Source organism: Streptomyces sp. NPDC001904 (assembly GCF_040297005.1).
Classification (GTDB): Bacteria; Actinomycetota; Actinomycetes; order Streptomycetales; family Streptomycetaceae; genus Streptomyces.
This window is the reverse complement of sequence record NZ_JBEOYI010000027.1, coordinates 67,760-93,349: the sequence shown is the minus strand read 5'-3', so window position 1 is coordinate 93,349 and position 25,590 is coordinate 67,760. Positions and strand designations below refer to the sequence as shown.

General features: G+C 73.1%; 25 protein-coding genes, 1 other RNA gene and 1 pseudogene. 13 read left to right on the top strand and 14 right to left on the bottom strand.

What is annotated here, in order from left to right:
* Positions 1-32: 32 nt before the first annotated feature.
* Positions 33-791, bottom strand: a complete 759-nt coding sequence (locus ABT127_RS32305) for a MerR family transcriptional regulator (protein WP_351457841.1) — start codon at positions 789-791, stop codon at positions 33-35.
* 135 nt (positions 792-926) lie between these two features.
* On the opposite strand from ABT127_RS32305, the gene ABT127_RS32300 reads away from it, so the two are divergent.
* The 4 genes from ABT127_RS32300 (at position 927) to ABT127_RS32285 (ending at position 3,734) form a co-directional block, all read left to right on the top strand.
* On the top strand, positions 927-1,352 hold the full coding sequence (locus ABT127_RS32300; protein ID WP_351457838.1) for a DUF4260 family protein: 426 nt from the start codon (positions 927-929) through the stop codon (positions 1,350-1,352).
* Positions 1,345-1,881: a TetR/AcrR family transcriptional regulator gene (locus tag ABT127_RS32295; RefSeq protein WP_351457836.1), complete on the top strand. Its 537-nt coding sequence runs from the start codon at positions 1,345-1,347 to the stop codon at positions 1,879-1,881. The genes ABT127_RS32300 and ABT127_RS32295 overlap by 8 nt, the downstream gene beginning before the upstream one ends.
* Positions 1,882-1,918: 37 nt before the next feature.
* An RNA gene (gene rnpB / locus ABT127_RS32290) (RNase P RNA component class A) lies at positions 1,919-2,311 on the top strand.
* A gap of 79 nt (positions 2,312-2,390) precedes the next feature.
* Entirely contained in the window at positions 2,391-3,734 is a 1,344-nt protein-coding gene (locus ABT127_RS32285; protein WP_351457834.1) for an MFS transporter, read from the top strand.
* Positions 3,735-3,741: 7 nt separating this feature from the next.
* On the opposite strand, the gene kilB is transcribed toward ABT127_RS32285, so the two are convergent.
* Genes kilB through ABT127_RS32265 form a run of 4 tightly spaced genes read right to left on the bottom strand, consistent with a single transcriptional unit; the run spans position 3,742 to position 7,205 of the window.
* Positions 3,742-4,221, bottom strand: a complete 480-nt coding sequence (gene kilB, locus ABT127_RS32280) for a plasmid transfer protein KilB (protein WP_351457832.1) — start codon at positions 4,219-4,221, stop codon at positions 3,742-3,744.
* Positions 4,222-4,238: 17 nt separating this feature from the next.
* Complete coding sequence (locus tag ABT127_RS32275) at positions 4,239-5,060, bottom strand: heme ABC transporter ATP-binding protein (protein ID WP_351457829.1); 822 nt, start codon at positions 5,058-5,060, stop codon at positions 4,239-4,241.
* Positions 5,057-6,151 (bottom strand): FecCD family ABC transporter permease, encoded by a 1,095-nt coding sequence (locus ABT127_RS32270; RefSeq protein WP_351457827.1) that lies wholly within the window; start codon positions 6,149-6,151, stop codon positions 5,057-5,059. Before ABT127_RS32270 ends, ABT127_RS32275 begins: the two co-directional genes overlap by 4 nt.
* A gap of 1 nt (position 6,152) precedes the next feature.
* Complete coding sequence (locus ABT127_RS32265) at positions 6,153-7,205, bottom strand: heme/hemin ABC transporter substrate-binding protein (RefSeq protein WP_351457824.1); 1,053 nt, start codon at positions 7,203-7,205, stop codon at positions 6,153-6,155.
* Between the two features lie 111 nt (positions 7,206-7,316).
* Between ABT127_RS32265 and ABT127_RS32260 the strand changes: the two genes are divergently transcribed.
* Positions 7,317-8,732, top strand: a complete 1,416-nt coding sequence (locus ABT127_RS32260; RefSeq protein ID WP_351457822.1) for an HtaA domain-containing protein — start codon at positions 7,317-7,319, stop codon at positions 8,730-8,732.
* A gap of 94 nt (positions 8,733-8,826) precedes the next feature.
* On the top strand, positions 8,827-10,338 hold the full coding sequence (locus ABT127_RS32255; protein ID WP_351457819.1) for an HtaA domain-containing protein: 1,512 nt from the start codon (positions 8,827-8,829) through the stop codon (positions 10,336-10,338).
* 206 nt (positions 10,339-10,544) lie between these two features.
* Here the strand turns inward: ABT127_RS32255 and ABT127_RS32250 are convergent, their stop codons facing one another.
* From ABT127_RS32250 to ABT127_RS32235, 4 genes and pseudogenes are all read right to left on the bottom strand, one after another.
* Complete coding sequence (locus ABT127_RS32250; RefSeq protein WP_351457816.1) at positions 10,545-11,450, bottom strand: glycosyltransferase family 2 protein; 906 nt, start codon at positions 11,448-11,450, stop codon at positions 10,545-10,547.
* Positions 11,451-11,495: 45 nt separating this feature from the next.
* A complete protein-coding gene (locus ABT127_RS32245) occupies positions 11,496-12,080 on the bottom strand; it encodes an MOSC domain-containing protein (protein WP_351457880.1) in 585 nt (194 codons plus the stop codon).
* Positions 12,054-12,407 (bottom strand): annotated as a pseudogene (locus ABT127_RS32240) (MazG-like family protein); the annotation flags it as partial. The gene ABT127_RS32245 and the pseudogene ABT127_RS32240, both read right to left, overlap by 27 nt.
* Before the next feature lie 59 nt (positions 12,408-12,466).
* Positions 12,467-13,018 carry a DoxX family protein gene (locus ABT127_RS32235; protein ID WP_351457814.1) on the bottom strand — a complete coding sequence of 184 codons (552 nt, stop codon included), beginning with the start codon at positions 13,016-13,018 and terminating at the stop codon, positions 12,467-12,469.
* A gap of 90 nt (positions 13,019-13,108) precedes the next feature.
* Between ABT127_RS32235 and ABT127_RS32230 the strand changes: the two genes are divergently transcribed.
* Positions 13,109-13,432: a nuclear transport factor 2 family protein gene (locus ABT127_RS32230; RefSeq protein WP_351457812.1), complete on the top strand. Its 324-nt coding sequence runs from the start codon at positions 13,109-13,111 to the stop codon at positions 13,430-13,432.
* 60 nt (positions 13,433-13,492) lie between these two features.
* Positions 13,493-14,482 carry an aldo/keto reductase gene (locus tag ABT127_RS32225; RefSeq protein WP_351457809.1) on the top strand — a complete coding sequence of 330 codons (990 nt, stop codon included), beginning with the start codon at positions 13,493-13,495 and terminating at the stop codon, positions 14,480-14,482.
* A gap of 21 nt (positions 14,483-14,503) precedes the next feature.
* Here ABT127_RS32225 and ABT127_RS32220 read toward each other — a convergent pair whose 3' ends face one another.
* On the bottom strand, positions 14,504-15,352 hold the full coding sequence (locus ABT127_RS32220) for a PhzF family phenazine biosynthesis protein (protein ID WP_351457806.1): 849 nt from the start codon (positions 15,350-15,352) through the stop codon (positions 14,504-14,506).
* Between the two features lie 71 nt (positions 15,353-15,423).
* Positions 15,424-16,203 carry an SDR family oxidoreductase gene (locus ABT127_RS32215; RefSeq protein WP_351457804.1) on the bottom strand — a complete coding sequence of 260 codons (780 nt, stop codon included), beginning with the start codon at positions 16,201-16,203 and terminating at the stop codon, positions 15,424-15,426.
* Between the two features lie 141 nt (positions 16,204-16,344).
* Between ABT127_RS32215 and ABT127_RS32210 the strand changes: the two genes are divergently transcribed.
* The gene (locus tag ABT127_RS32210; protein ID WP_351457801.1) at positions 16,345-17,964 is read left to right on the top strand and encodes an alkaline phosphatase D family protein; all 1,620 of its coding nucleotides are present in this window, start codon (positions 16,345-16,347) and stop codon (positions 17,962-17,964) included.
* Between the two features lie 99 nt (positions 17,965-18,063).
* On the opposite strand, the gene ABT127_RS32205 is transcribed toward ABT127_RS32210, so the two are convergent.
* A complete protein-coding gene (locus ABT127_RS32205) occupies positions 18,064-19,062 on the bottom strand; it encodes a Gfo/Idh/MocA family protein (RefSeq protein ID WP_351457799.1) in 999 nt (332 codons plus the stop codon).
* Positions 19,063-19,145: 83 nt separating this feature from the next.
* Between ABT127_RS32205 and ABT127_RS32200 the strand changes: the two genes are divergently transcribed.
* The 3 genes from ABT127_RS32200 to ABT127_RS32190 all read left to right on the top strand — a co-directional run bounded on the left by ABT127_RS32200 (position 19,146) and on the right by ABT127_RS32190 (position 22,770).
* On the top strand, positions 19,146-20,468 hold the full coding sequence (locus ABT127_RS32200; RefSeq protein WP_351457796.1) for a multidrug effflux MFS transporter: 1,323 nt from the start codon (positions 19,146-19,148) through the stop codon (positions 20,466-20,468).
* On the top strand, positions 20,435-21,610 hold the full coding sequence (locus ABT127_RS32195; protein ID WP_351457793.1) for a serine hydrolase domain-containing protein: 1,176 nt from the start codon (positions 20,435-20,437) through the stop codon (positions 21,608-21,610). The genes ABT127_RS32200 and ABT127_RS32195 overlap by 34 nt, the downstream gene beginning before the upstream one ends.
* Before the next feature lie 173 nt (positions 21,611-21,783).
* Positions 21,784-22,770 carry a small ribosomal subunit Rsm22 family protein gene (locus tag ABT127_RS32190; RefSeq protein ID WP_351457790.1) on the top strand — a complete coding sequence of 329 codons (987 nt, stop codon included), beginning with the start codon at positions 21,784-21,786 and terminating at the stop codon, positions 22,768-22,770.
* Positions 22,771-22,890: 120 nt separating this feature from the next.
* Here ABT127_RS32190 and ddaH read toward each other — a convergent pair whose 3' ends face one another.
* Entirely contained in the window at positions 22,891-23,727 is an 837-nt protein-coding gene (ddaH, locus tag ABT127_RS32185) for a dimethylargininase (RefSeq protein ID WP_351457787.1), read from the bottom strand.
* Positions 23,728-23,957: 230 nt separating this feature from the next.
* On the opposite strand from ddaH, the gene ABT127_RS32180 reads away from it, so the two are divergent.
* The gene (locus tag ABT127_RS32180; protein WP_351457784.1) at positions 23,958-24,596 is read left to right on the top strand and encodes a TetR/AcrR family transcriptional regulator; all 639 of its coding nucleotides are present in this window, start codon (positions 23,958-23,960) and stop codon (positions 24,594-24,596) included.
* Here ABT127_RS32180 and ABT127_RS32175 read toward each other — a convergent pair.
* Complete coding sequence (locus ABT127_RS32175) at positions 24,575-25,441, bottom strand: glycerophosphodiester phosphodiesterase (protein WP_351457781.1); 867 nt, start codon at positions 25,439-25,441, stop codon at positions 24,575-24,577. The two genes, ABT127_RS32180 and ABT127_RS32175, sit on opposite strands and share 22 nt — an antisense overlap.
* Positions 25,442-25,590: the final 149 nt, after the last annotated feature.

The window sequence follows — 25,590 nt, the reverse complement described above, 5'->3', positions numbered from 1 at the left end:
CAGCACGCGCAGCTCGTGCCGGAGCACGCGCTTCACCGCTCCTCCTCCGCCATCCGCATCGCGAGCCGCACGGCCTCCGCCTGCGCGGGGGAGAAGTCGGCGAGGAACGCGTCGAGGAGCGCGTGCTGCTCGATGTCCCGCGGTGTCGGCAGGTCCGCCGGGAGGCAGGCGAGCAGCGCGCGGGCCGCCCCGGCCACCCGCGGATCGTCGCGCCCGGCATCGGCGAGCGCGTCGAGCCGGGCGTACACCTCGCGCACGGTGTCCAGCGCGCCCGGCGCGGTGAGCGCGGGCACCAGGACGGCCATCAGCTCCGCCCGCGCCTCGGGCGGCGCCGTCGCGTCGACGAGGGCCAGTACCTCGCGGTCCTTCGCGGCCATCGGCGAATCCAGGCCGACGTCCCCCAGATCGGCGAAGAACGCGGCGAGTTCGGGGGAGAGGGGGCTGCCCGCGGGCAGCCCGCCCTGCCGCTCCGCGTCGTCGAGCAGCGCCCGCAGCCGGAGCCGCCGCTCGCGCAGCCCGGCCTCCTGCCGCGCAAGATCGTCGTCCAGCTCGGCGAGCACCTCCACGAGATCCCGCCCGGCGTCCTCGGCGAGCACGTCCCGCACCTCGGCGAGGCCGAGCCCCAGCTCGGTCAGCCGCCGGATCCGGGCCAGCTCCACGGCGTGCCGCAGCCCGTACTCCCGGTATCCGTTCCCCAGCCGCCCGGGCTCGGGCAGCAGCCCGAGGTGGTGGTAGTGCCTGATGGCCCGTGTGGTGACGCCGACGACCCGGGCCAGCTCTCCGATCCGCATGCCTTCAGTAGAAACGTTGACGTTGCGGCAAGGTCAAGCGGAGGCTTGACGGCTAACGGTGTTAGCCGTACGGTTTCTTCATGCACCGGCTAACGTCGTTAGCCGGGGGAACGTCCGACTCCCCGGGAGGCCCCGATGTGCACCACCGCACCCGTCACCGTCACCCGTAAGTCCTTCCTGCGCAGGCCCGTCGCGCGCCGCACCGCCTGGCTCGCGCTCGGGCTCTTCTGGTCGGCCTTCGCCGTCCTGGAGGGTGTGAACCACGGTCGGCTCGCGGCGGTGCTCGCGCTCGCCTTCTTCGTCGCGCCCGACCTGACGTTCCTGGTGGCGGCCGGCGACGCGCGGCACGTCCGGAAAGGGCAGCTCCCGGCCCGCGCTGTGCCGTACTGCAACGCGGCCCACCGCGCCCTGGTCCCGCTGGCGCTGATGGTCGCGTACACGGTGCTGCCCGTCGCCTGGGCCCCGATCTTCGCGGGCCTGTGCGGCTGGCTCGCCCACATCTCGTACGATCGCGCCTTCGGCTACGGACTGCGGACCAAGGAGGGTTTCCAGCGTGCTTGAGGCCGGTACCGGACGGCGGCTCACGCCCCGCGCCACCGAGATCGCGGCGGAGGCCAGGGTCCTGCTGGAGGAGTCGGGCCCCGACGCCCTCACCATGCGGGCCCTGGCCGACCGCCTCGGCATCAAGGCCCCGTCCCTCTACAAGCACTTCCCCGACAAGTACGCGGTGGAGGCCGAACTCGTCGCGCAGATGCTCACCGAGTCGGCCGAGGCCTGCGAGGAGGCGGACCGCACGGCCCCCGGCTCGCTGCCCGCACTGATGGCGGCCTACCGCACCTGGGCCCTCGCCCACCCCCACCTCTACTGCCTCGCCACCGAACGCCCCCTGCCCCGCCAAGCCCTTCCCGAGGGCCTGGAGGACCGGGCGGCGGCCCCCCTGATGCGCGTCTGCGCCGGCGACCAGGACCGGGCCCGCGCGGCGTGGGCGTTCGCGCACGGCATGGTGATCCTGGAGATCCACGGACGGTTTCCCGACGGCGTGGATCTGGACGGGGCGTGGCGGACGGGCGCGGAGGCCTTGCGCGGCTGAGGCCGGCAACGGCCGGGTAGGATGGCCGCACGGCAGACGAGCCGGGCGGGCGGCCGCGTGGGGTTCTCCGGAACCTCCCGAGGAACGTCCGGGCTCCACAGGGCAAGGTGGTGGCTAACGGCCACCCGGGGTGACCCGCGGGACAGTGCCACAGAAAACAGACCGCCCAGCTTGCTGGGTAAGGGTGAAACGGTGGTGTAAGAGACCACCAGCGCCTGAGGTGACTCAGGCGGCTAGGTAAACCCCACCTGGAGCAAGGTCAAGAGGGAGCACCCCGGTGCTCCTGCGCGGACGATCGAGGGCTGCCCGCCCGAGTTCGCGGGTAGACCGCACGAGGCCGGTGGCAACGCCGGCCCTAGATGGATGGCCGTCACCCCGACGACCGCGAGGTCCCGGGGTACAGAACCCGGCGTACAGCCCGACTCGTCTGCCCCACCCTCCCACCTGGGCTTCCACCAGGTGAAACACCCCTTACATATGCGTGTCATATGCAGCTAACGTCGGGCGCCATGAGTGCACAGGGCATGGCGGCGGCGGAGCGGCTCGACCGGTTGAAGGTCGGGGGGTGGCACAAACGGCTCACCGCGGTCGTCGGGATCGGGGCCTTCTTCGATCTGTACGAGGTGTTCCTCGGGGGCGTCCTCGCCGCCGCGCTAGCCGAGCCCTGGCAGCTGTCGGGCGATCAGAAGTCATGGCTGATCGCCTCCGGGTTCCTCGGGATGTTCGTCGGCGCCAATGTGCTCTCGGTGCTCGCCGACCGGTTCGGGCGGCGGCGGATGTTCCTCGTCAACCTCGGGCTCTACTCACTCTTCTCGCTCGCCTGCGCCTTCGCCCAGGACGCCACCCAGCTGTCCGTGCTCAGGTTCCTCGCCGGGCTCGGGCTCGGTGCCGAACTCGTGCTCGTGGACACGTACTTGGCGGAGTTCCTGCCCCGTGCCGTACGCGGCCGGTACATCGCCTGGGCCTACACCTTCGGCTTCGTCGGAGTGCCGGTCGCCGCGCTGCTCGGGGCCCGGCTCGTCGCCGAGCACGAACTGCTCGGGATCGACGGGTGGCGCTGGCTGCTGGTGGCGGGGGCGTTCGGCGCCGCGTTCATCCAGCTCCTGCGGACCCGGCTGCCCGAGTCGCCGCGCTGGCTCGTCTCGCGCGGGCGGCACACCGAGGCCGAGGCGATCGTCCGGGACATCGAGGCGCGGACCGGTGTCGACCCCGGCGCCGACGCGGCCCCGCGCGCCGCCGCCACCGAGGAAAGGGTGCCGCTCAAGCGCATGTTCAAGGCGCCGTACGCGCGCCGCACCGTCATGTGGTGGATCTTCCAGGTCCTCCAGACCGTCGGCTACTACGGCTTCGGCTCCCTCGCCCCGGTCGTGCTCCAGGCCAAGGGCCACACCGTCACCGAGTCCCTGACCTACGCGGCCCTCAGCTATCTCGGCTACCCCGTCGGCTCGGCGCTGTCCGTGCCGCTGATCGACCGCGTCGAACGCCGGTCGCTGATCATCGCCTCGGCGCTCGGCATCGCCGGCCTCGGCCTTGTCTTCGGGTTCGCGTCCGCTTCCTGGCTGATCGTCGGAGCCGGGTTCGCGCTCACCGTCTGCAGCAACGTCTTCTCCAACGCCTTCCACGTCTACCAGACGGAGATCTTCCCGACCGGCCTGCGCTCCAGCGCCATCGGCATCGCCTACTCACTGTCCCGGCTCACCTCGGTGGTCCTGCCGTTCGTCGCGCTCGACGTGCTCGACGACCTGGGCGCCACGGCGGTGTTCGCCGGGTCCGGGGTGCTGATGGTCCTGCTGTGCGTGAACGTGCGGCTGTTCGGGCCGCGCACCACCGGGCGCAGCCTCGACGCCATCTGACCGGTGTTCAGGTGTTGCGTACATAGGGCCGGGACGCCGCGATGAAGTCGTAGAGCAGGTTGCGGGACGCGACCCGGGCCGCCGCCAGCTCCTCGCGGTCGTCGGTGCGGACCAGGTCGTCCACGGCGGCGAACGCGCTCCGGCCCTTGGAGACCAGGTCCGGGGCGTCGGTCAGCAGCTCCACCCGGAACATCGCCTCGATGGCCGCCGCGCGCAGCCGCTGTGCCTCGCGCCGGAGTTCATGAATGTCGGCCGGGTCGGACGACCGGTCGTCGAGGCGGCGGAACCAGCGGTCCAGCTGGCCCCTGCGGTAGTTGGCAAGGGCGCCGCCGAACGCGCAGTAGGCGTCGATCCGTTCCTGTCTGAGCTTCTCCTCGCGGGCGAACCGCTCGGAGCGCGCCGTGGCGCGGCCCTGGAGGACGGGGGTCAGGGCCGCACCGAGCAAGGTGCCGAGGACCGCTATGAGGCTCGTGACGATGACAGTCATACGGGCCAGCCAAGCAGTCAGGAGCGCACCGGCACCACCAGTGGCGCCCCGCTCCCCGGATGCGGCAGCACCTCCACTGGATGCTGGTACACCTCACTGAGCAGCGGCCCGGTGAAGACCTCGGCCGGGGCGCCCACCGCCGTGACCCGGCCGCCGTGGAGGACCGCCGCGCGGTCGGCGTGCGCCGCGGCCAGGCCCAGGTCGTGCAGGACCACGACCACCGCGTCACCGGCGGCGGCCCGCTCCCGGCAGACGTTCAGGACCAGTTCCTGGTGGCGCAGGTCGAGGGCGGCCGTCGGCTCGTCCAGGAGGAGGAGCTGCGCGGACTGGGCGAGGACGCGGGCCAGGGCCACCCGGGCGCGTTCGCCGCCGGAGAGCGCGGCGAAGGGGCGGGCCGTGAAGGCCGTCGTCTCCGTCGCCGCCAGCGCCGCCGCGATCACCGCGTCGTCCTCGTCCTCCTGCGCCGTGCCCGCCCAGGGCGCCCGCCCCATCCGCACCACGTCCGCCACCGGGAACGGGAAGGACAGCGTCGCCGCCTGGGGCAACAGGGCGCGACGCAGCGCGAGTTCGGCCGCGGACCAGGCGGCGGCCGGGCGGCCGTGGATCAGCAGATCGCCGGAGGTGGCCGCCAGGTCCGCGGCGAGCGCCGCCAACAGGGTCGATTTTCCGGCACCGTTGGGGCCGACCAGGGCCAGTACCTCGCCCGCCCGCACCGTCAGGTCGACGCCGGACAGGACGGCGCGGCCGCCCAGGCCGAGATGGAGGGCGCGGGCCTCGGCGACCGTGTCCCCGGGGGCGTACCGCTCGGGGAGCGTGCGGGAGCGGGTCCAGCTCCTCATGCCCAGCCTCCTTGCTTGCGACGGGTGCGGCGCAGCAGCCAGAAGAAGAACGGGCTGCCGGTCAGGGCGGTGAGCACCCCGATGGGAAGTTCGGCGGGCGCCGCCACCGTGCGCGCGGCGAGATCGGCCGCCACCAGGACGACCGCGCCGCCCAGCGCGCTGCCGGGGACGAGGAAACGGTGACCCGGGCCGGCCAGCATCCGCAGCAGGTGCGGGATCACCAGGCCGACGAAGCCGATGACGCCGGACACCGCCACGGCCGCCGCCGTGAGCAGGGCGATGACGAGGATGAGCGTGATCCGCAGCTTCTCCACGTCCACCCCCAGGTGCCGCGCCGGGCGTTCACCGAGGGAGAGGAGGTCCAGCTTGCGGGAGTAGAAGGGGGCGACGAGCAGGCCGATCGCCGCGCAGGGCAGCACCGCCAGCACCTTCGGCCAGGTCGCCTGCGCCAGCGAACCGAGCTGCCAGAACGTGATCTGGTTGACGGCGGCCGTGTCCGCGTAGGACAGGAACAGGCCGATCAGCGCGCCCGCGAAGGCGTTCACCGCGATGCCGGTCAGGATCAGCGTGACGACCTCGGTGCGGCCGCCCGAGCGGGACATGACGTAGACGACGAGGACCGTCGCGAGCCCCGACACGAACGCGCAGACCGTGATCGTCCACGTGCCGAGGAAGTTCAGCCCGAGCGCGATGCAGCCGACCGCGCCGACCGCCGCGCCCGACGAGATGCCGATGACACCGGGCTCGGCGAGCGGATTGCCGAACACGCCCTGCATCAGGGCGCCCGCGCAGCCGAGCGAGGCGCCGACGAGGAGGGCGAGCACGATCCGGGGCAGCCGCACGTTCCACAGGACCGATTCGCCGACCCGGTCGAGCGCCTGACCGCCGAGCCCGGCCCGGTGCTGGACCGACGACAGGATGTCGCCGGGCGCGATGTGATACGCGCCGATGCCCGCGGAGAGCAGGGCGAGCAGCAGCAGGGCCGCGGCGAGCCCGGCCGTCAGCAGCCACGCGGTGCTGCGGCGTCCTTTCGGGGCGGCGGCGGGCGTCTGCTCCCGGGCCGCCGTCGGCGGGGTCGCGGTCGCCGTCATCTCAGGAACCGTCCGTTCCGTAGAGCTGCCGCACGATCGAGCGCAGCACCTGGTCCGTGCGGGGGCCGTAGTTGAGCAGGACGCCGTCCTCGACCGAGACGACCCTGCGGTCCACGCCCGCCGGGGTCTCGGCGACGCCCGGGATCTTCACCATGCCGTCGATGCCGCCGACCGAGTCGAGTCCCTTGCTCATGACGAGGATCGCGTCCGGCGCCGCCTTCGCCAGCGCCTCGCTGGTGATCGCGGTGAAGTCCTTCTTCAGGCCCGAGGCCGCGCCCGCGTCGACCGCGCCCGCCGCTTCGAGGAGCGAAGTGGCCCCCGACTCCTTGCCGCCGAGGAGGTAGACGGAGGCCGAGCCGCGCAGGTAGAGGAAGGCGACCCGCGGCCGGTCCTTCGTGCTCTTCGGCTTCGGGATCGTCCTGCGCACGGCGTCGATCCGGTCCTCGGAGCGCCGCGTCAGCTTCTTGCCCGCGGCCGGGACGCCGAGCGTCTTCGCGACGGCCCCGATGCGGGTGCCGACGTCGGACAGGCCCTTCGCCGGGGCGATCACGACGACCGGGACGCCCGCGTCGCGGATCTGCTGCATCGCCTCGGCGGGCCCGGACGTGGCCTCGGCGAGCACCAGGTCCGGCTTCAGGGAGAGCACGCTCTCCGCGGACACGTCGTGGTTGCGGGTGACCACCGGCAACTTCTCCGCCTGCGTGAACGTGGCCGTGATGTCGCGCGCGACCACGTGCCGGCCGAGCCCGAGCGTGAACACCAGCTCGCTCAGGCTGCCGGACAGCGGCACGATCCGGTCGGCCTCGCGCACGGTGACCCGCTTGCCGTCGGCCGAGGTGACGGTGGCGGGCAGCTTCGGGGTCGGCGCCGGGCTGAGCGGCTCGACGCGGTCCGCCGTCGCGGCCGCGGCGGTGGTCTTCGGTCCGGTGGCCCCGGTGGACCCGGTGGTGGTGCCCGAGCAGGCGGTGGCGAGCAGCGCGAGTGCCAGGAGCAGTACGGAGATCAGCACCCCCGTCCGTCGGGGGGAGTGCGCGAGGGCGCCGTGCGTGGACACGCGGACACCGTCCTGTCGTGGTGAGAGGGGCTGTTGACAAAGGCGATCATAGTTTAGGTTAGCCTTACCTAAGTCGCCAGGGTCTGGTGACGGTCACCCGGAGGAAGAGCCATGCCCCGACGCGCCCGGATACGTCTCCGCGTCCTCGCCGTCACCCTGTTCACCGCGCTGCTCGGCGCCCTGCTCCCGGTCGCGGGCGCGCACGCCGCCGCCCGCACCGTGCAGGGCGGCCGGCTCGACTGGGGCGTGAAGGCGTCCTTCCAGAGCTACATCACCGGGCCCATCGCCCAAGGCACTTACTCCCTGACGGGCGGCGCGGCCACCGTCGGCGCGAGCCAGTTCCGCTTCCACTCGGCGCGCGGCTCGTACGACGGATCGACCGGCGCGTTCTCGTCCTCGTTCTCCGGCGGGGTGCACTTCGTCGGCCACAAGAAGTCCAACGGCTCGTACGAACTCGACATGACGATCAGCAACCCCACCGTCCGCATCGCGGGCGGCTCGGGCACGCTGTACGTCGATGTCGTGAGCAGGGCGAAGGGCACCGGGGCGGTCACGTCGTCCCGCCAGGTGCCCTTCGCCTCCCTCTCCCTCGGCGGGATCAATATGAGGGGCGACGGCAACGCGGTCGCCCTCAACAACCTTCCCGCCACGCTCACTTCACAAGGTGCGCAGTCCTTCGCCGGGTACTACACGGCGGGCACCGCGCTCGACCCGGTGAGCCTGTCCGCGGACGTCGCGCCGAAGAGGGCCGAGCCCTCCGCCACGGCCACGAAGAAGGCCGGGTCCAAGGAGGAGAAGGCCGAGAAGGCGAAGCAGGACGCCTCCGGGAAGGTGCGTGACGGAGCCGTCGACTGGGGCGTGCGGCGCACCTTCCGCGAGTACGTCACCGGGGACATCGCCCAGGGCGAGTGGACCCTCGGCGACGGCGCCCAGGACGGCGGCGCGCTGTTCCGCTTCCCGAAGGGCTCGGGCACGTACGACAAGAAGAAGCAGTCCCTGAAGGCCGCGTTCGACGGGTCCGTCCGCTTCACCGGCGAGCACGGCCTCGACCTGAAACTCGCGCACGTGACCGTCTCCGTCGCCGACGGCAAGGGCACCCTGCGCGCCGACACGACCAGCGACGGCAGGACCGCCGAGGGCGCCGCGCTGGTGACGTTCAAGACCGGCGGGCTCAAGACCGACGACGGGCTCGTGAAGGTGACCGAGGCCCCGGCCGTGCTCACCGCCGCCGGAGCGAAGGCGTTCGGCGGGATGTACAAGAAGGGCACCGCCATGGACCCCGTCTCCCTGGCCGTCGCCCTCGACGCGGACGCACACCTGCCCGCCCTGCCCGACCTCGGCAGCTCGGCGTCGCCGACGCCCACCCCCGCGGCGAAGGCGTCGCGCGCCGCCGAACCGGCCGCGGCCGGGACGGACGCGGGCCTGTCCGGGGGAGCGGTCGCCGGGATCGCCGCCGCCGTCGTGGTCGTCCTGGCCGCCGCCGCGGGCCTGCTGATCCGTCGGCGCCGCACCTCCCAGGACTCCTGACCCGCTCGCCACTCCCGACTTCCCTCTCCCCGGCGGCCGTCCACCCCCGACGGCCCACCTGAACCAAGATCCACACCAAGGAGGAACCACCCCCATGGCACGCATCGCCAGACACCCGATAGCCCTCGCCGCCGCCACGGCCACCGTCGTCGCGCTCGGGGCGGGCGCCCTCGCGCTGCCCGCCGTCGCCGCCGAAGGCGCCCCGTCCGGCATCGAGTTGAAGAACGGCACGCTCGACTGGGGCATCAAGGAGTCCTTCCGCAAGTACGTGACCGGAATCGCCGCGGGTTCGATCGACGCGACCGACGGCGCCACACAGGCCGCCGGCAACGGCGCGTTCACCTTCACCGACGGCACCGGCACCTACGACACGACCACGCACGGCACCGACACCGCCTTCAAGGGCGCCGTCCGCTTCTCCTCGAAGGCCCATGCCTTCGACATCAAGATCAGCGACGTGAAGGTGGTGACCTCCGGCACCACCGGGCACATCGACGCCGACGTCTCCCTCAACGGCACGGTCCAGGACGACATCGAGTTCGCCACCCTCGACCTGTCCGCGGTCAGGCCCGGCCAGGGCGCGGGCGGCGCGATGACCTTCAAGGACATCCCGGCGACGCTGACCGCCGACGGCGCCGCGGCCTTCAACGGCATGTACAAGGAGGGCACCGCGCTCGACGCGGCGACGCTGACCGTCACGGCCGCCTCCCCGTCCACCCCCTCGCCCACGCCGACGCCGACGAAGACGCCGACCCCCACCAAGACGCCCACGCCGACGAAGACGCCGACGCCGACCAGGACCGCCAGTCCCTCCGCCGAGCCCACCGAGGCCGTCTCCGGCGAGGTCGTCGACGGCAACCTGGACTGGGGCGTCAAGGAGTCCTTCCGTACGTACATCACCGGACCCATCGCGAACGGCAAGGTCGAACTGAGCGGCGGCGCCGCGAAGAACGGCTCCGTCTACCGGTTCGGCGACGCGAGCGGCAGCTACGACGCCGACGCCAAGTCCCTGGACGCGAAGTTCGCGGGCAAGGTCCGTTTCCTCGGCCACGAGGAGGACGGCGCCTACTCCCTCGACCTGCAGTTCAGCGATCTGCACGTGACGGCGAAGGGCACCGGCGGCAAGCTCGTCGCCGACGTCTCCAGCAAGGACCGGGAGACCGGCAAGGTCACCACCTACGACGACCTGACCGTCGCCACCCTGAAGCTCGGCTCCGGCGACCTGACCGCCAAGGACGACATCGTCGAGCTGGACGGCGCCGCGGCCACCCTCACCGCCGACGGCGCCAAGGCGTTCGGCGGGTTCTACGCGGCGGGCGCCGCGCTCGACCCGGTCACCGCCGCGGTCTCCCTCGACGAGGACGCGACGCTGCCGGGCGGGTCCGGTGGCTCCGACGGCGGTACGTCCGGCGGTACTTCGGGCACCGCGGGCGGGGCGGGTACCACCGGTGGCACCGGCACGACCGGGTCGACCGTCGGCGGCTCCCTCGCCTCCACCGGTGCCGATGTCCCCGCCGGGCCGCTCGCCGCGGCTGCCGGGCTGGTCGTCGCCGCCGGTGCGGGGACGGTGTTCGCCACCCGTAGGCGGCGCGCTCAGCAGGGCTGATCCGGTTGTCGGTCGGCTGACGGCCGGTGGCCGCTTCTCGCGCAGTTCCCCGCGCCCCTGAGGCAGGCGCTTCGCGCCGCCTCCCCCTGAGGCTGTGGCTCCGCCACGCCTCTCCTGATGAGATGGCGCACGCAGTGCGCAGCTCAGGGGCGCGGGGAACTGCGCGACCAGCCCCACCGGGCAGTACCCGGCCGCCGGGCCTGAGGTCAGATCAGCGGAGGGCGGCCCAGTCGGGTCATCCGCCACACTGTGCGCCACTTCATCGGCCGCCGCTCACCGGCCGGCGTGCGCACGCCCTCCACGAAACCGGCCGCCCACGCACGCAGACCGCCGAGCGAGCGGGTCCGCAGCAGCGTGATCGCCGTCCAGACGCCCAGGTACACGGGGATGAGCAGGAGCGGAAGGCGGCGCCGGGCCAGCCACACCCGGTTGCGGGCGGTCATCCGGTGGTAGACGGCGTGCCGCGCGGGGGAGGTCTTCGGGTGCTGGAGCAGCAGCGACGGCTCGTAGAGGACCTTCCAGCCGGCGTCGAGCGCCCGCCACGCCAGGTCCGTCTCCTCGTGGGTGAAGAAGAAGTCGGCGGGCCAGTCGCCCGTCTCGGCGAGCATGTCCATCGAGAAGGCGTGCCCGCCGCCGAGGAACGCGGTCACGAGGCCGCGCCGCATCGGGTCCTTGGCGCGCAGCCGCGGCACATGGCGGCGCTGCGTCTCCCCGTGCTCGTCCGCGATGCGGAAACCGACGACGCCGAGCCGTCGATCGTCCGCGTACAGCCGCTGGATGGTGGAGAAGACGTCGGCGTCCACGAGCAGCCCGTCGTCGTCCAGTTCGACGGCCACGTCCACGTCGCCGAACTCACGGAGCCGGGCGAGCGCGACGTTGCGGCCGCCCGGGCAGCCGAGGTTGTCGTCGAGTTCGACCGTCGTGACCTCGAAGGGATAGCCGGTGTACGCGGGCAGCACCGTGCCGTTGCCGATCATGACGACGCGGACCGGGGGAGCGTCCTGCATGGCCACCGAATCCAGCAGCGCGTCCACGTCCTTGGGGCGGTTCCCCATGGTGACGATGGCCACGCCCAAGCGCGGAAGTTCGGAGATTCGGTGCCTGTCTGTCATGGCGGCGATGGTAGCCGTTCACCTGCGGCCCTCTGCACCCGCCGGTCAGACCCGCTCCAGCGGCCGGTGCGGTGGCGCGGGCAGTTCGACGTGCACGGCGTCTCCGGGCCGCACCGTCCCGCCCTCCCGTACGACGCTCATGACGCCGGCCTTGCGGACGATCTCCCCGGTGCCGGGGTCCCGGCCCACGACCCGCTTGAGCAGCCCCTCCTGGAAGGCGTCGATCTGGAGGCAGGGGTTGCGCAGGCCGGTGACCTCGACGACCGCGCCGCCGTCGCCGAACCGCAGCAGGGCGCCGGTGGGCAGCGCCAGCAGGTCGATGCCGCGCGTGGTGACGTTCTCGCCGAGGTCGCCGGGGCGTACCTGGTGGCCCTGTTCGGCCAGCTCGGTGAACAACTCCTCGTGGATCAGGTGGACTTGGCGCAGGTTCGGCTGCGTGGGGTCCTGGGCGACGCGGGACCGGTGCCGGACCGTGACCCCGGCGTGCACATCGCCCTCTACGCCGAGGCCCGTGAGAAGCGTGATGCTCTCGCGGTTCGGCTTCGTGAAGGAGTACGTGCCGTTGCTGCTGACCGCCGTGACGACGCCGCCCGTGCCGGTGCCGCCCGCGCCGAGCGAACGCTCCGCCACCTTCGCCACGTGGGCGGTGAGGGCGGCGCGGGCGTCGGGGGTGAGCGTGCCGAGGGCCACCAGCGCCGTGAGGATCACGTCGCACAGCTCCGACTCGACGTCCTGCCAGGTGTGGCTGACGCCCTTGCGCGGGTTCTGGCCGACGGCCCCGATCACCGCCTCGGCGACCTCGCCGACCTCCTCCGACAGCTTCAGCAGCCGCAGCAGCAGCGCCTCCCGCGGCGGCTGCCGGTTGCTCCCGTCGAGCCAGGCGCGGAGCCGGTCGACGGTGGTCCACAGCTCGGTGTCGGGATCGGCGGCCGGCCGGCCGGTGTCGCTCGTCGTCATGGACGACGAGTCTAGAGAGAGGGCTCCGGAGAGCGGGGCGCGGGCGGTGCGGGGGCGGACTACTCCTGCGGCGCCTGCTCCTTGACCCGCTTGTTGCGCGAGCCGACCACGGCGAGCGCCGCCGCCCCCGCCCCGACGAGCGCCGCGGGCACCATCCAGTGCCTGTCGAGGGCATGGCCGAGAGCGTGGTCGAGGGAGTAGCGGCCGGGGCCGGTCACCGCGAGGCCCGCGGCGACGAAGCCGAGGAACGCCGCGTACTCGTAGCCGCCGTTCATCGCGAAGAAGCCGTTCGGGGCGTGCACGGCGGAGGCCGCCACCATGGTCCCGGCCGCGGCGGCGCCGCCCACCGGGGTCGCGAGGCCGAGCGCGAGCAGGGTGCCGCCGCCGACCTCGCCGAGCCCGGCGGCCAGCGCGCTCGCCTTCGCGGGGGTGAACCCCATGGAGTCCATCGCGGCGGTCGTGCCGGAGACCCCGCCGCCGCCGAACCAGCCGAGCAGTTTCTGCGCGCCGTGCGCCAGCAGCACGCCGCCGGTGCCCGCGCGCAGCGCGAGCAGCCCGAGGCCGGTGCGGTCGAGGCAGGAACGGCGGGAACGTATGCAGGTGGTCGTCATGGTTCCACCGTCCGCCAGGGCGGCGACCGGCACCCGGTGACCGGGCCCGTTCGGGTGGCGGCCCCCACCGCCCGGTGCCACGCTGACCGCATGCCCATCCAGACCGCGAAACTCAGCGACCCGGCGGTCCGCGCCTTCGTCACGGCGCTGAACGCCCACGACAAGGACGCCTTCCGTGCGGTGCTCGCCCCTGGCGCCACCATGGCGGACGACGGCAGCGACCGGAACCTCGACGAGTGGACCGACCGCGAGATCTTCGACTCGCACGGCCACATGGAGGTCGAGAAGGAGACGGCCCAGGGCCGCGGCCTCGTCGCCCGCTACCGCAACGACACCTGGGGCGAGATGCGCACCCGCTGGACGTTCCAGGTGGAGAACGGCAAGGTCGCCCGGTTCGAGACCGGCCAGGACTGAACAGGCTTTCTTTCCGGGCCCGTTGACCTCGCGTGCGCTCCAACTCCTAGCGTCCCCCGCATGGACACCTTCACCAGGACACTGGGCGGAAGCGGCATCGAGGTCAGCGCGCTCGGCTTCGGCTGCTGGGCGATCGGCGGCGAGTGGCAGGACCCGGACGGGCGGCCGCTCGGCTGGGGCAGGGTCGACGACGAGGAGTCGGTGCGGGCCGTGAGGCGCGCCCTCGACCTCGGCGTCACCTTCTTCGACACCGCCGACGCCTACGGCACCGGACACAGCGAGCGCGTCCTGGCGCGCGCCCTCGGCAAGCACCGCGACGACGTGGTCATCGCCACCAAGTGGGGCAACGTCTTCGAGGAGCGGACCAGGACCCTCACCGGCAGCGACGACTCCCCGGAACACGCCCGCCGCGCCCTGACGGCCTCCCTGGCCCGGCTCGGCACGGACCGCGTCGACCTGTACCAGCTGCACATCGCGGACGCCGCCCCGGAGCGCGCCGCCCGGCTCCGCGACGCCTGCGAGGAGTTCGTCCGCGAGGGTCTCGTCCGCACCTACGCCTGGAGCACCGACGACCCCGCCCGCGCCCGGGTCTTCGCCGAGGGCGCGCACTGCGCCGCCGTGCAGCACCGCTGCAACGTCCTCCAGGACGCCCCCGAACTCCTCGCCCTCTGCGACGAGTTGGGCCTGGCGAGCGTCAACCGCAGCCCGCTTGCCATGGGCCTGCTCGGCGGCGGCCACGGCCCCGGGCGCACGCTCGCCCCCGGCGACATCCGCAGCGACCCGCCCGCCTGGCTCCCCGGCTTCGGCTCGGGCGGCGCCGACCCGGACTGGACCGCCCGCGTCGACGCCCTGCGCTCGGTGCTCACCAGCGGGGGCCGCACCCCGGCCCAGGGCGCGCTGGCCTGGCTGTGGGCGCGCAGCCCGCGCACCGTGCCCATCCCCGGGTTCCGCACGGTGGCCCAGGCCGAGGAGAACGCCGGGGCGCTGGCGCACGGGCCGCTGTCGACCGGGGAGCTGGCGCAGATCGAGACCGTTCTCGGGCGTACGTGAATCGGCGCGGCCCCGCCGCGGCTACGCGATCGGCACCGCCGTCCCGCTCACCCGCACCCGCTCGTCGCCCTCCCGCAGCGTCACCGTCAGCTCGCCGGGGCGGCCCATGTCGGCGCCCTGGTGCAGGGTGAGGACGGACTCGGCCGGGACGAAGCCGAGGGCGCGCAGGTACGCGCCGAACGCCGCGGCCGCCGCGCCCGTCGCCGGGTCCTCGACGACCCCGCCCACCGGGAACGGGTCGCGGACGTGGAAGGTGGACTCGCCCTCCCGCCAGACGAGCTGGACGGTGGTCAGGTCCAGGCGCTGCATCAGCGCGGTCAGCCGGTCGAAGTCGTACGCCAGATCGGCCAGGCGCTCCCGGCTGCCCGCCGCCAGGACCAGGTGCCGGGCGCCCGCGTAGGCGATCCTCGGCGGGAACGCCGGGTCGAGCTCGGCCGCCGCCCAGTCGAGCGCGGCCAGCGCCTCCGCGAGGTCCTCGTCCCGTACGTCCTCGATGTGCGGGGCGACGCTGGTCAGGGTCGCGCGCAGGGGGCCGTCGGGGGTGCCTTCGACGGTGACCGGGACCTCGCCGGCCGGGGTGTGGAACAGGTAGTCGCCGGTGCCGTGGCGCTCCGCCAGGGCCACGGCCGTCGCCACGGTGGCGTGACCGCAGAAGGGGACCTCGGCCTTGGGGCTGAAGTAACGCAGGCGGTAGCTCCGCTCGCCTCCGCCCGGGTCCGGGGTCACGAACGCCGACTCGCTGTAGCCCAGATCGGCGGCGATCTTCAGCATGGTGTCGTCGTCCAGCGCGGAGGCGTCGAGAACGATCCCCGCCGGATTCCCTCCGGCGGGGGTGGTGGCGAAGGCCGTGTAGCGCAGCGGTGTCGTCATGGGGCCATTGTCGCCCGGCTGGGGGAGGCTGCGCGGAGCGCATGCCTCAGGAGCGCGGGGAACCCCCCGATTCAGCCCCGCCCCACGTAAGGCATGTTCGTGGCGAGCACCGTCGCGAACTGGACGTTGGCCTCCAGCGGCAACTCGGCCATGTGCCGCACGGTCCGCGCCACATCGCCGGCGTCCATGACCGGCTCGACGGCCAGCTCCCCGTTGGCCTGAAGAATTCCGCTGCGCATCCGCTCGGTCATGTCGGTGGCCGCGTTGCCGATGTCGATCTGCCCGCAGGCGATCCGGTACGGACGCCCGTCGAGGGAGAGGGACTTGGTCAGGCCCGTCACGGCGTGCTTGGTGGCGGTGTACGCGACCGAGTGCGGCCGCGGCGTGTGTGCGGAGATCGAGCCGTTGTTGATGATCCGGCCGCCCTGCGGATCCTGCTCCTTCATCAGCCGGAACGCCGCCTGCGCGCACAGGAACGCCCCGCCCAGGTTCACGTCGACGACCTGCCGCCAGTCCTCGTAGGACAGCTCCTCGACCGGGACGCCGCCGGGCCCGAACGTCCCCGCGTTGTTGAAGAGCAGGTCGAGCCGTCCGAACCGGTCGCGCACGGCGGCGAACAGGGCCGTCACGTCGTCGGGGCGGGAGACGTCGGCGGGGACGGCGAGCGCGTCCGTGCCGGGGGCGAGCCCCGCCGTCTCCTCCAGCGGGCCGGGCCGGCGGCCCGCGAGGGCCACGCGCCAGCCGGAGCGCAGCAGCTCCAGGGCGACGGCCCGGCCGATGCCGGAACCCGCGCCGGTGACCACGGCGGTCCTCGTCGACGGCGATGCCGGTGCAGTGTGCGAAACGTCCATGGGCGCAGGTTACGGGCGGGGTGCCATCCGGAGATCACCGATCCGCCATGTGGCTGTTGTGTACGCGACAGGCTGGCGTCGTCCCGGGCCACTGCAATTCCCCTGATGCCACACGACAGCAGCAGTCAGGGGAGGGGCTCCATGTCACACGCACCCGAACTCCGCGCAGCGGCCCAGCACTTGGGACGCCGTCGCTTCCTCACCGTCACCGGCGCGGCCGCCGCGCTGGCCTTCGCGACGAACCTGCCCACCGCGGGCACGGCGGCCGCCGCCGAACTGGACGGTGCGAAGATCACCAGCGACCCGTTCACGCTCGGTGTCGCCTCCGGCGACCCGCTGCCCGGCTCCGTGCTGCTGTGGACCCGTCTCGCCCCGGCCCCCTTCGAGGTGGGCGGCGGACTGCCCGCGCAGCGCGTCGAGGTGAGCTGGGAGCTGGCCCTCGACGAACGCTTCGAACGGACCGTCCGGCGCGGCAGAGTCACCGCGCACCCGGAGTTCAACCACTCCGTGCACGTCGAGGTCGACCACCTCGACGCCGGCCGGGTCTACTTCTACCGCTTCCGCGCCGGATCCTGGGTCAGCGGCACCGGCCGCACCCGCACCGCGCCCGCACCCTCCGCCCGCCACCTGCCCGCGCTCACCCTCGCCGCCGTCTCCTGCCAGGCGTACCACGACGGCTACTTCACGGCGTACAAGCACCTCGCCGAGGACGACGTCGACGTGGTCCTCCACCTCGGCGACTACCTCTACGAGTACGCGGTCACGTCCGTCGGCGGCGCCCGCAAGTACACCGACCGCGTGCTGCCCGCCGTCTTCAACCGCGAGACCGTCACCCTCGACGACTACCGGCTGCGCTACGCCCTCTACAAGTCCGACCCGGACCTGGTGGCCGCGCACGCCGCGCACCCGTTCGTCGTCACCTGGGACGACCACGAGACCGAGAACAACTACGCCGACGACACCTCCGAGAACGACGACCCGCCGGCCGAGTTCCTGCTGCGCCGCGCCTCCGCGTACCGCGCCTACTGGGAGAACCAGCCGCTGCGCCGCCCCCAGCTGCCGCACGGCCCCGACGCCCAGCTCTACCGCCGTCTGCAGTGGGGCCGGCTCGCCCAGTTCGACATCCTGGACACCCGCCAGTACCGCACCAACCAGGCCAACGGCGACGGCTGGAAGTCCCCGACGCCCGAGTCCGAGGCCGCCTCGCAGACGCTGCCCGGCTTCACCCAGGAGCGCTGGCTCATCGACGGCTGGCGCCGCTCGAAGGCCCTGTGGAACGTCGTCCCGCAGCAGGTCACCTTCGGCCGCCGCAACAACCCCGACGGCACCGACACCCTCTCCATGGACTCCTGGGACGGCTACCCCGCCTCCCGCGAGCGCGTCCTCCAGGGCGCCCGCTCCGCCCGCGTCGAGAACCTCATGGTCCTCACCGGCGACGTGCACGTCTCGTACGGCCTGGACATCAAGCAGGACTTCGACGACCCGGACTCCGCGACCCTCGGCACCGAGATCGTCACGACCTCGATCACCAGCGGGAAGGACGGCTCCGCGAAGCCGTCCAACTGGGAGGCCTACCTCGCCCGCAACCCGCACATGAAGCACTACAACGGCCAACGCGGTTACGTCACCGTGGAGCTGGGCACTTCCGAGGCCCGCGCCGACTTCAAGACGGTCTCGGCGGTGACGACCCCGGGAGCCCCGCTCACCACGGCGGCGTCGTTCGTCACCGAGGTGGGCAACCAGGGCCTGCACCAAGCCTGAACCCGGTGGGAACCGCGCCCCTGGACGAGCGGAGCTCGTTCCAGGGGCGCGGGGGACTGCGCGAGAAGCCCCACCGGCCGGCACCCGGCGACGAGAGCCCTACAGCTCCCCGGGGTACCGCACGCCGACAGCCGCCCGCACCCGGTCCAGCGTCCGCATCACGGCCAAGGTCCCGTCGAGCGGCACCAACGGCGACTCGGTGTCCCCGGCCCGCAACCGCCCCATGACCTCCAACGCCTCGTGCCGGAGCGAATCACGCGGCCCGTCCTCCGGCACCGCCGTGAACTCCTCGGGCTCCCGCCCGTCCCGGTGCAGCACGAACCGCTCCGGGTGGAAGAAGCCGCCCGGCACATCGATCCGCCCGGCGGACCCGGTCACCGACGCCGTGACGCCCGTACCGGCGTTGATGGCGCAGTGCAGCAGCGCCCGCGCCCCGTTCGCCCACGACAGCAGCATCCCGGTCTGAAGGTCGACGCCCTCGTCCGACAGCTGCGCCGACGCGGCGACCTCCTCCGGCTCACCGAGCAGCAGCTGCGCGAACGACACCGGGTACACCCCGAGATCGAGCAGCGCGCCCCCGCCCTGCGCGGGATCCCGCAGCCGGTGCGCGGGCGGGAAGGGACCGGCGAGCCCGAAGTCGGCCTGCACGGTGCGTACGTCACCGATCGCCCCGCCGTCGACAAGCGCCTTCAGCCGCCGGACGAGCGGATGGCAGTACATCCACATGGCCTCCATCAGGAACAGCCCGCGGGAGCGCGCCAGCGAGACCAGTTCCTCCGCCTCCCGCGCGTTCAGCGCGAACGCCTTCTCGCACAGCACCGGCTTGCCCGCCTCCAGACAGAGCCCGGCGGCCTGCCGGTGCGCGGAGTGCGGCGTCGCCACGTACACCACGTCGACCTCGGGATCCGCGGCGAGCGAGGCCCAGTCGCCGTACGCCCGCGGGATGCCGAACCGCTCCGCGAACGCCTTGGCCGACGCGTCCGAGCGGGAACCCACCGCCACCACCTCGGCGTCCGGCAGATCGAGCAGGTCCGCCGTGAACGACGCGGCGATACCGCCCGTCGCCAGGATGCCCCACCGCACGCGTTCGCCAGTCATCGCTGTCCACCTCAGTTTGGTCTCGACCAGTCCGCCGAGCTGAGAGCATAGGTAATCGTACGTACGGCCGGGAGGGAGCCAGGATGACGGACAGGGCGGACAGAGCGGTGCGGCAGGCGGTGGAAGCGAAAACGACGGAGGCGTCCGCACGCCCGATCGCCGCACCCCGCGCGGCCGTCTCCACCGGACTCCTGGTCACCCTGGTGCTCGGCGGCCTGACCGCCGTGCCCCCGCTGTCCATGGACATGTACCTCCCGGCGCTGCCCGAGGTCACCGGCTCCCTGCACACCTCCACCACCACCGCCCAGCTGACCCTCACCGCCTGCCTGACCGGCATGGCGCTCGGCCAGCTCGTGGTCGGCCCGATGAGCGACAAGTGGGGACGGCGCCGGCCGCTGCTCGTCGGCCTGCTCGTGTACGTCGCCGCCACCGCGGTCTGCGCGATCGCGCCGAACGCCGCCCTGCTCGTCGCCTTCCGGCTGCTCCAGGGCCTCGCGGGATCGGCCGGCATCGTGATCGCCCGCGCCGTCGTCCGCGACCGCTACGACGGCATCGCGATGGCCCGCTTCTTCTCCACCCTGATGCTGATCTCCGGCGTCGCCCCGGTCGTCGCACCCCTCATCGGCGGGCAGATCCTGCGCTTCACCGACTGGCGCGGCGTCTTCGTCGTCCTCACCGGCATCGGCCTCGCGCTCACCGCCCTGGTCTGGAAGGTCCTGCCCGAGACCCTGGAACCGGAGCGTCGGCACGGCGGCGGCGTCGGCACGGCGCTGCGCACCATGCGGGCCCTGCTCGCGGACCGCGTCTTCGCCGGGTACATGATCGCGGGCGGCTTCGCGTTCGCCGCGCTGTTCGCGTACATCTCGGCGTCCCCGTTCGTCCTCCAGGACCTCTACGGAGCGTCGCCGCAGACCTACAGCCTCCTGTTCGGACTGAACTCGGTCGGGCTGATCGTGATGGGGCAGATCAACGGCAAGATCCTCGTCGGCCGCGTCAACCTCGACAAGGTCCTCGGCATCGGCATCGCCCTGATCATCGCCGCGTCCGTCTTCCTCCTCCTGGTCGCCACCGGCACCTTCGGCGCCCCGAAGGAACTGGGCCTGGTCCCCATCGCGAGCGGCCTGTTCGTCCTCATGGCGTCGATGGCCCTGACCACGCCGAACACCAACGCCCTCGCGCTGATGCGCACCCCGCACGCCGCGGGCTCGGCCTCCGCGCTGCTCGGCACCTCCTCCTTCCTCATCGGCGCGGTGGCGTCCCCGCTGGTCGGCATCACCGGCGCCGACGGCGCGCTGACGGCCGTACCGATGGCGCTGGTCCAGCTCGCCGCCGGACTCGCGGCGGCGCTCGCGTTCGTGGTGCTGTGCCGCCCGTGGCGGCGCACGGAGGAGGTGAGGGAGGTCTGAGCTCCCCAAGACTGCGGCACGGCACCCCCGAGCGGGCCGGTCTCGACCCGCTCCAGCTCGCCGCCCTCGTCCGCGAGGTGCGCCGGCTCCCCGAAGGCGCCCGGCCCTGGTGCGCGGGCGTCGTGCTGCTCGCCGGACGCGGCCCGGTGATCGCCGCCGAGGCCGTCAGCGGCTGGGCCGTGCGCTACTCCGCGTACGACGAGGACACCGACAGCGGTGTCGAACTCCCGCCGGACGCCCGCGTCCCCATGACCCTCGACACCGTCTTCGACCTGGCCTCGCTCACCAAGCTGTTCACCTCGATCGCCACCGTGCAGCAGATCGAGCGCGGCACCCTCGGCATCGACGCGCAGGTCGGTGCCTACCTCCCCGACTTCACCGGCGCAGCCCGCTACGCCCTCACCGTCCGCCAGCTCCTCACGCACACCTCGGGGCTGCGTCCCGAACTCCCGCTGTACGCGGCCCGGAACCGGCCCGCCCGGCTCGCCGCCCTGCGCGCCGAGTTCCCCTCGTCGAAACCCGGCCACTACCGCTACTCCGACCTCAACATGCTGCTGCTCCAGCACCTCCTGGAGCGCCTCACCGGGCGACCCCTGGACGTCCTGGTCCACGAGGGCATCACCCGCCCCCTCGGCATGGCCGCCACCTCGTTCGGACCGCGCCGCGAGGCCGCCGCCACCGAGGACCAGCGCCGGCCCTGGGCCAAGGCCGACCGGGGACCGTTGCGCGGCAAGGTGCACGACGAGAACGCCTGGGCGCTCGGGGGCGTCGCCGGCCACGCGGGTCTGTTCTCCACGGCCCACGACCTCGCGGTCCTGTGCCGCACCCTCCTCAACGGCGGCTCGTACGGCACCGCCCGCATCCTCGGGCCCGACTTCGTCGACCTGATGCTGCGCGCGCCCGGGCTCGGGTTCCGGGTCGACCAGCCCTGGTTCATGGGGGAGCTGGCCGGGCGGGGCGCCGCCGGGCACACCGGCTTCACCGGCACGTCCCTGGTCCTCGACCCGGTCACCGACACCTTCCTGGTGCTGCTCGCCAACACCGTCCACCCGCGACGGCGCTCCGCCGACAACGGCCCCCGGGCGCGGGCCGCCACCCGCCTTGCCCGAGCCGTGGTCCCCCTGGGCCCGTACGGCGCCTAGCCTGCCCCGTCGGGTGCACCTTCCCTTGGGCGAGCGAAGCTCGCTCCAGGGGCGCGGGGAACTGCGCGAGAAGCGGCCACCGGCCCGCACCCGAAGAACGACCCAGGGGCGCGGGGAACTGCGCGACCAGCCACGACGGACCCGCACCCGGCGACGCCCCGTAAAATCGCCGGGTGAACGCCCCCACCGACGACACCCTCCGCGCCGCCCTCGCCACCCTCCTGGAAGGGCTCCCGCCGAGCCAGGCGACCCGTGCCGTGGACCGGCTCATCGCGAACTACCGGGGCACCACCCCCACCGACGCCCCGATCCTGCGCGACCGCGCGGACGTCGCGGCGTACGCGGCGTACCGGATGCCCGCCACCTTCGAGGCGGTCCGCGCCTCGCTCGACGCCCTCGCCGAAGCGGCCCCCGGCTGGACGCCCGCCGGGCACCTCGACATCGGCGGCGGGACCGGCGCCGCCGTGTGGGCGGCGCAGGACGTCTGGCCGGGGGAGCGCCCGACGACCGTCCTCGACTGGTCCGAGCCCGCGCTCGCGCTCGGCCGCGAACTGGCTGCCGCCGAGCCGGCGCTGGCGTCCTCGGTGACCTGGGAACGGGCCCGCATCGGTGCTTCGTCCGCCCCGGCCGGCGCGGCTCTGGTCACCGTCTCGTACGTCCTCAAGGAGCTGACGGAGGCCGATCGCGCCGCCGTCGTCGACACCGCCGCGCGGACCGCCACCGACGCCGTCGTCATCATCGAACCCGGCACGCCGGACGGCTACACCCGCGTCATCGAGGCCCGCGACCGGCTGATCGCGGCCGGTTTCCGCGTCGCCGCGCCGTGTCCGCACAGCGCGGCCTGCCCGATCGTGCCGGGCACCGACTGGTGCCACTTCTCGGCGCGGGTCAGCCGTTCCTCGCTGCATCGTCAGGTCAAGGGCGGGTCGCTCGCGTACGAGGACGAGAAGTTCGCGTACGTCGCGGCGACCCGCTTCGACCCGGAGCCGGCCCCGGCCCGCATCGTCCGCAAGCCCCAGATCCGCAAGGGGCAGGTGCTGCTCGACCTCTGCGAGGTGCGGGGGGCGCTGGCGCGGGCCACGGTCACCAAGAAGCACGGGGCCCTTTACCGGGAGGCGCGGGATGCCGGGTGGGGGGATGCGTGGGGTGCCGGGGACTGAGGGGCGCGTTGTCGTCCGAAGGCCGGTGGGGCTTCTCGCGCCGTTCCCCGCGCCCCTGAGATGGCGCACTGCGTGCGCCATCTCAACGGCGCGAGAAGCGGTCACCGGCCCGCAGCCGGGCTACAACCCCCTCAGCTCGAGCGTGCAGCACTTCACGCTCCCGCCCCCCTTCAGCAACTCCCCGAGATCCATCCCCACCGGAACGAACCCGCGCTCCCGAAGCGGCTCGAACAACCCGACGGCGGCCTGCGGCAGCAGCACGTGCAGGCCGTCCGACACCGCGTTCAGGCCGAAGGCCACGGCATCGGCCTCGTCCACGACCAGCGCCTCGGGGAACATCCGCCGCAGCACGGCCCGGCTCCCGGCCGAGAACGCGCCGGGGTAGTACATGACCTCGTCCGCGGCGTCGTCCAGCACGGCCAGCGCCGTATCGAGGTGGTAGAAGCGCGGATCGACGAGATCGAGCCCGATCACCGGCCGCCCGAACACCTCCTGCGCCTCCCCGTGCGACAACGGCGACGCCCGGAACCCGCGCCCCGCGAGCAGATACGAGGCGGTGACGGCGAAGTCCCCCTCGCCCTCGTTGACGTGCACCGGCTCGTGCACCTGCGCGTACCCCCGGCCGCGGAACCACTCCAGGTGCGCGACGGCCTCCAACTCCCGCTCGGGGTGGGCGAACCGCGCCCCGAGCACCCGCCCGTCGACGACCGTCGCCCCGTTCGCGGCGAACACCATGTCGGGCAGGCCGGGCCGCGGGTCGAGCACGTCGACGGTGTGGCCGAGCGCGCGGTAGCGGTCGCGCAGGTCCTCCCACTGCGCGACGGCGAGCCGGACGTCGACGGGTTTCGCCGGGTCCATCCACGGGTTGATCGAGTACGTGACCTGGAAGTGCGCCGGTGGGCACATCAGATAGCGCCGGGGTGTGGCGTGCCGGTCGGCGATACGCGGATTACGCAATGAGGGCTCCTCACGACCGCAGGGCTGTTGACGCCCATGGTGCGGCCGGAGGAGCCCTCCGGGCTGTGAACCGAACGGGTGGTTCGCGGCGGTACGTCCGGGTCATGACGCGTCGTGTCCGCCGCGCCTCTCCTGGAGCCTGCGCAGCAACTCCCGCTTCTGCGCCACGGCGTCTTGTCGACGGATCACGAGACGGTACGTCTCGGTTCGCTCGCTGCTACATTCGAAGCATGGCAGCCACACAGACGTCCTCGGACAAGAAGACGCCCCCCGACTCCGCGCGCCGCAGCGAACGCTCCCGCCACGCCATCTACGACGCGGCCCTCTCCCTCGTCGGCGAGATCGGCTACCCCCGGACCACCATCGAGGGCATCGCCGCCCGGGCCGGCGTCGGCAAGCAGACGATCTACCGCTGGTGGGGATCGAAGGCCGAGGTCCTGCTGGAGGCCTTCCTCGACCTCGGCGAGCAGGCCGCCCGCGACGCCGGCGGGCAGGACGCGTACGCCATCCCGGACACCGGCGACCTCGCCGCCGACCTCAAACTGGTGCTGCGGCTCACCGTCGACCAGCTCCAGGACCCCCGCTTCGAGGCCCCGTCCCGCGCCCTGGCCGCGGAAGGCGTGGTCAACGAACAGGTCGGCCGGAAGTTCACCGAGCAGCTCCTCATGCCGAACCTCCAGCTCTACGTGGACCGGGTGCGCGCCGCGCAGGAGGCCGGCCAGGTGCGCCCGGAGATCGACCCGCGCATCGCCCTCGAACTCTGGGTCTCGCCCCTCGCCCAGCGCTGGCTGCAGTTCACGGGCCCGATCTCGTACGAGTACACCGACACGCTCGTCGACTACGCCCTCTACGGCATCGCGCCCCGCTGAGGCGTACGGGCCAGCAGCCCCGGCGCGTCGGAGATCACCCCGTCGCAGCCGAGCCGCAGCACCCGGTCGCGCTCCCGCGGGGTGTTCACGGTGTGCGCCCAGACCCGCGGCACCCCCGACCTGACCGCCCGCACCAGATCCGCGTCCCGCGCCCGGTAGTCCATGTCGAGCACGTCGACGTAACCGGCCCAGCGCGCGGGCCGGTCCGTCCGCATCTGCCGCGCCGAACGCCACAACTGGGCGACCAGGCCCAGCTGGTGGGCGCGGCGCGCGACCGCCGGCCGGTTGGAGTTGACCAGTACCGAGCGGGTCAGGCCGCGCGCCCGGATCAGCCCCGCGAGCCGGGCGAGGCTGTCGGGATCCTTGGCCTCCAGCATCAGCACGGAGCGGCCGCCGAACCGGTCGAGCACCTCCGCGACCGTCGGCGGCCGCTCCGGACGCCAGTGCCCCGGCAGCGCCGCGGCGGGCCGCAGCCGCACCCCCTGCCAGCCCCGCCGGTCCAGGCCGCGCACCGGCCCCGCCGAGGCGGTCGTGCGGTCCAGGGTCCCGTCGTGCATCACCACGAGCGTGCCGTCGCGCAGCATCCGCGTGTCGAAGTCGAGCACCTGCGCGGTACCCCGCGCGTAGGCCGCCGCGAGCCCCGCCATGCTGTTCTCCGGCACCTCCAGGGCGCCGCCGCGATGCGCCGTGTACGTCACGCGGGGCAGGGCGTCGACGGTGAGCGGACCGCGGCCCCACTCCGGCGGGCCGACGAACGCCAGACCGCTGACGCACAGCAGACCGGCGGCCCCGGCGAGCGGCGCCGCCCTGCGGAGCGGGGCGGGCAGGGCGCTCAGGGCGGTCATGGGCATCACCGTAAAGCCACAAATGCCGCGAATCCCGTCAATGACGGTGATGACACCTCATGACGGTGTCTCCGATACCCCCGGATGTGGACTGTGGCCACCCGAGGCGCAGGATGGTGGGACGATATGGGTCCGGGATTCCTCCCGTA

Bases quoted from the DNA above. Each gene is read 5' to 3' on its own strand.
- ABT127_RS32305 (WP_351457841.1), bottom strand. From the start codon at position 791: ATGCGGATCGGAGAGCTGGCCCGGGTCGTCGGCGTCACCACACGGGCC.
- ABT127_RS32300 (WP_351457838.1), top strand. From the start codon at position 927: ATGTGCACCACCGCACCCGTCACCGTCACCCGTAAGTCCTTCCTGCGC.
- ABT127_RS32285 (WP_351457834.1), top strand. From the start codon at position 2,391: ATGAGTGCACAGGGCATGGCGGCGGCGGAGCGGCTCGACCGGTTGAAG.
- kilB (WP_351457832.1), bottom strand. From the start codon at position 4,221: ATGACTGTCATCGTCACGAGCCTCATAGCGGTCCTCGGCACCTTGCTC.
- ABT127_RS32275 (WP_351457829.1), bottom strand. From the start codon at position 5,060: ATGAGGAGCTGGACCCGCTCCCGCACGCTCCCCGAGCGGTACGCCCCC.
- ABT127_RS32270 (WP_351457827.1), bottom strand. From the start codon at position 6,151: ATGACGGCGACCGCGACCCCGCCGACGGCGGCCCGGGAGCAGACGCCC.
- ABT127_RS32260 (WP_351457822.1), top strand. From the start codon at position 7,317: ATGCCCCGACGCGCCCGGATACGTCTCCGCGTCCTCGCCGTCACCCTG.
- ABT127_RS32255 (WP_351457819.1), top strand. From the start codon at position 8,827: ATGGCACGCATCGCCAGACACCCGATAGCCCTCGCCGCCGCCACGGCC.
- ABT127_RS32250 (WP_351457816.1), bottom strand. From the start codon at position 11,450: ATGACAGACAGGCACCGAATCTCCGAACTTCCGCGCTTGGGCGTGGCC.
- ABT127_RS32235 (WP_351457814.1), bottom strand. From the start codon at position 13,018: ATGACGACCACCTGCATACGTTCCCGCCGTTCCTGCCTCGACCGCACC.
- ABT127_RS32230 (WP_351457812.1), top strand. From the start codon at position 13,109: ATGCCCATCCAGACCGCGAAACTCAGCGACCCGGCGGTCCGCGCCTTC.
- ABT127_RS32225 (WP_351457809.1), top strand. From the start codon at position 13,493: ATGGACACCTTCACCAGGACACTGGGCGGAAGCGGCATCGAGGTCAGC.
- ABT127_RS32220 (WP_351457806.1), bottom strand. From the start codon at position 15,352: ATGACGACACCGCTGCGCTACACGGCCTTCGCCACCACCCCCGCCGGA.
- ABT127_RS32215 (WP_351457804.1), bottom strand. From the start codon at position 16,203: ATGGACGTTTCGCACACTGCACCGGCATCGCCGTCGACGAGGACCGCC.
- ABT127_RS32210 (WP_351457801.1), top strand. From the start codon at position 16,345: ATGTCACACGCACCCGAACTCCGCGCAGCGGCCCAGCACTTGGGACGC.
- ABT127_RS32205 (WP_351457799.1), bottom strand. From the start codon at position 19,062: ATGACTGGCGAACGCGTGCGGTGGGGCATCCTGGCGACGGGCGGTATC.
- ABT127_RS32200 (WP_351457796.1), top strand. From the start codon at position 19,146: ATGACGGACAGGGCGGACAGAGCGGTGCGGCAGGCGGTGGAAGCGAAA.
- ABT127_RS32180 (WP_351457784.1), top strand. From the start codon at position 23,958: ATGGCAGCCACACAGACGTCCTCGGACAAGAAGACGCCCCCCGACTCC.
- ABT127_RS32175 (WP_351457781.1), bottom strand. From the start codon at position 25,441: ATGACCGCCCTGAGCGCCCTGCCCGCCCCGCTCCGCAGGGCGGCGCCG.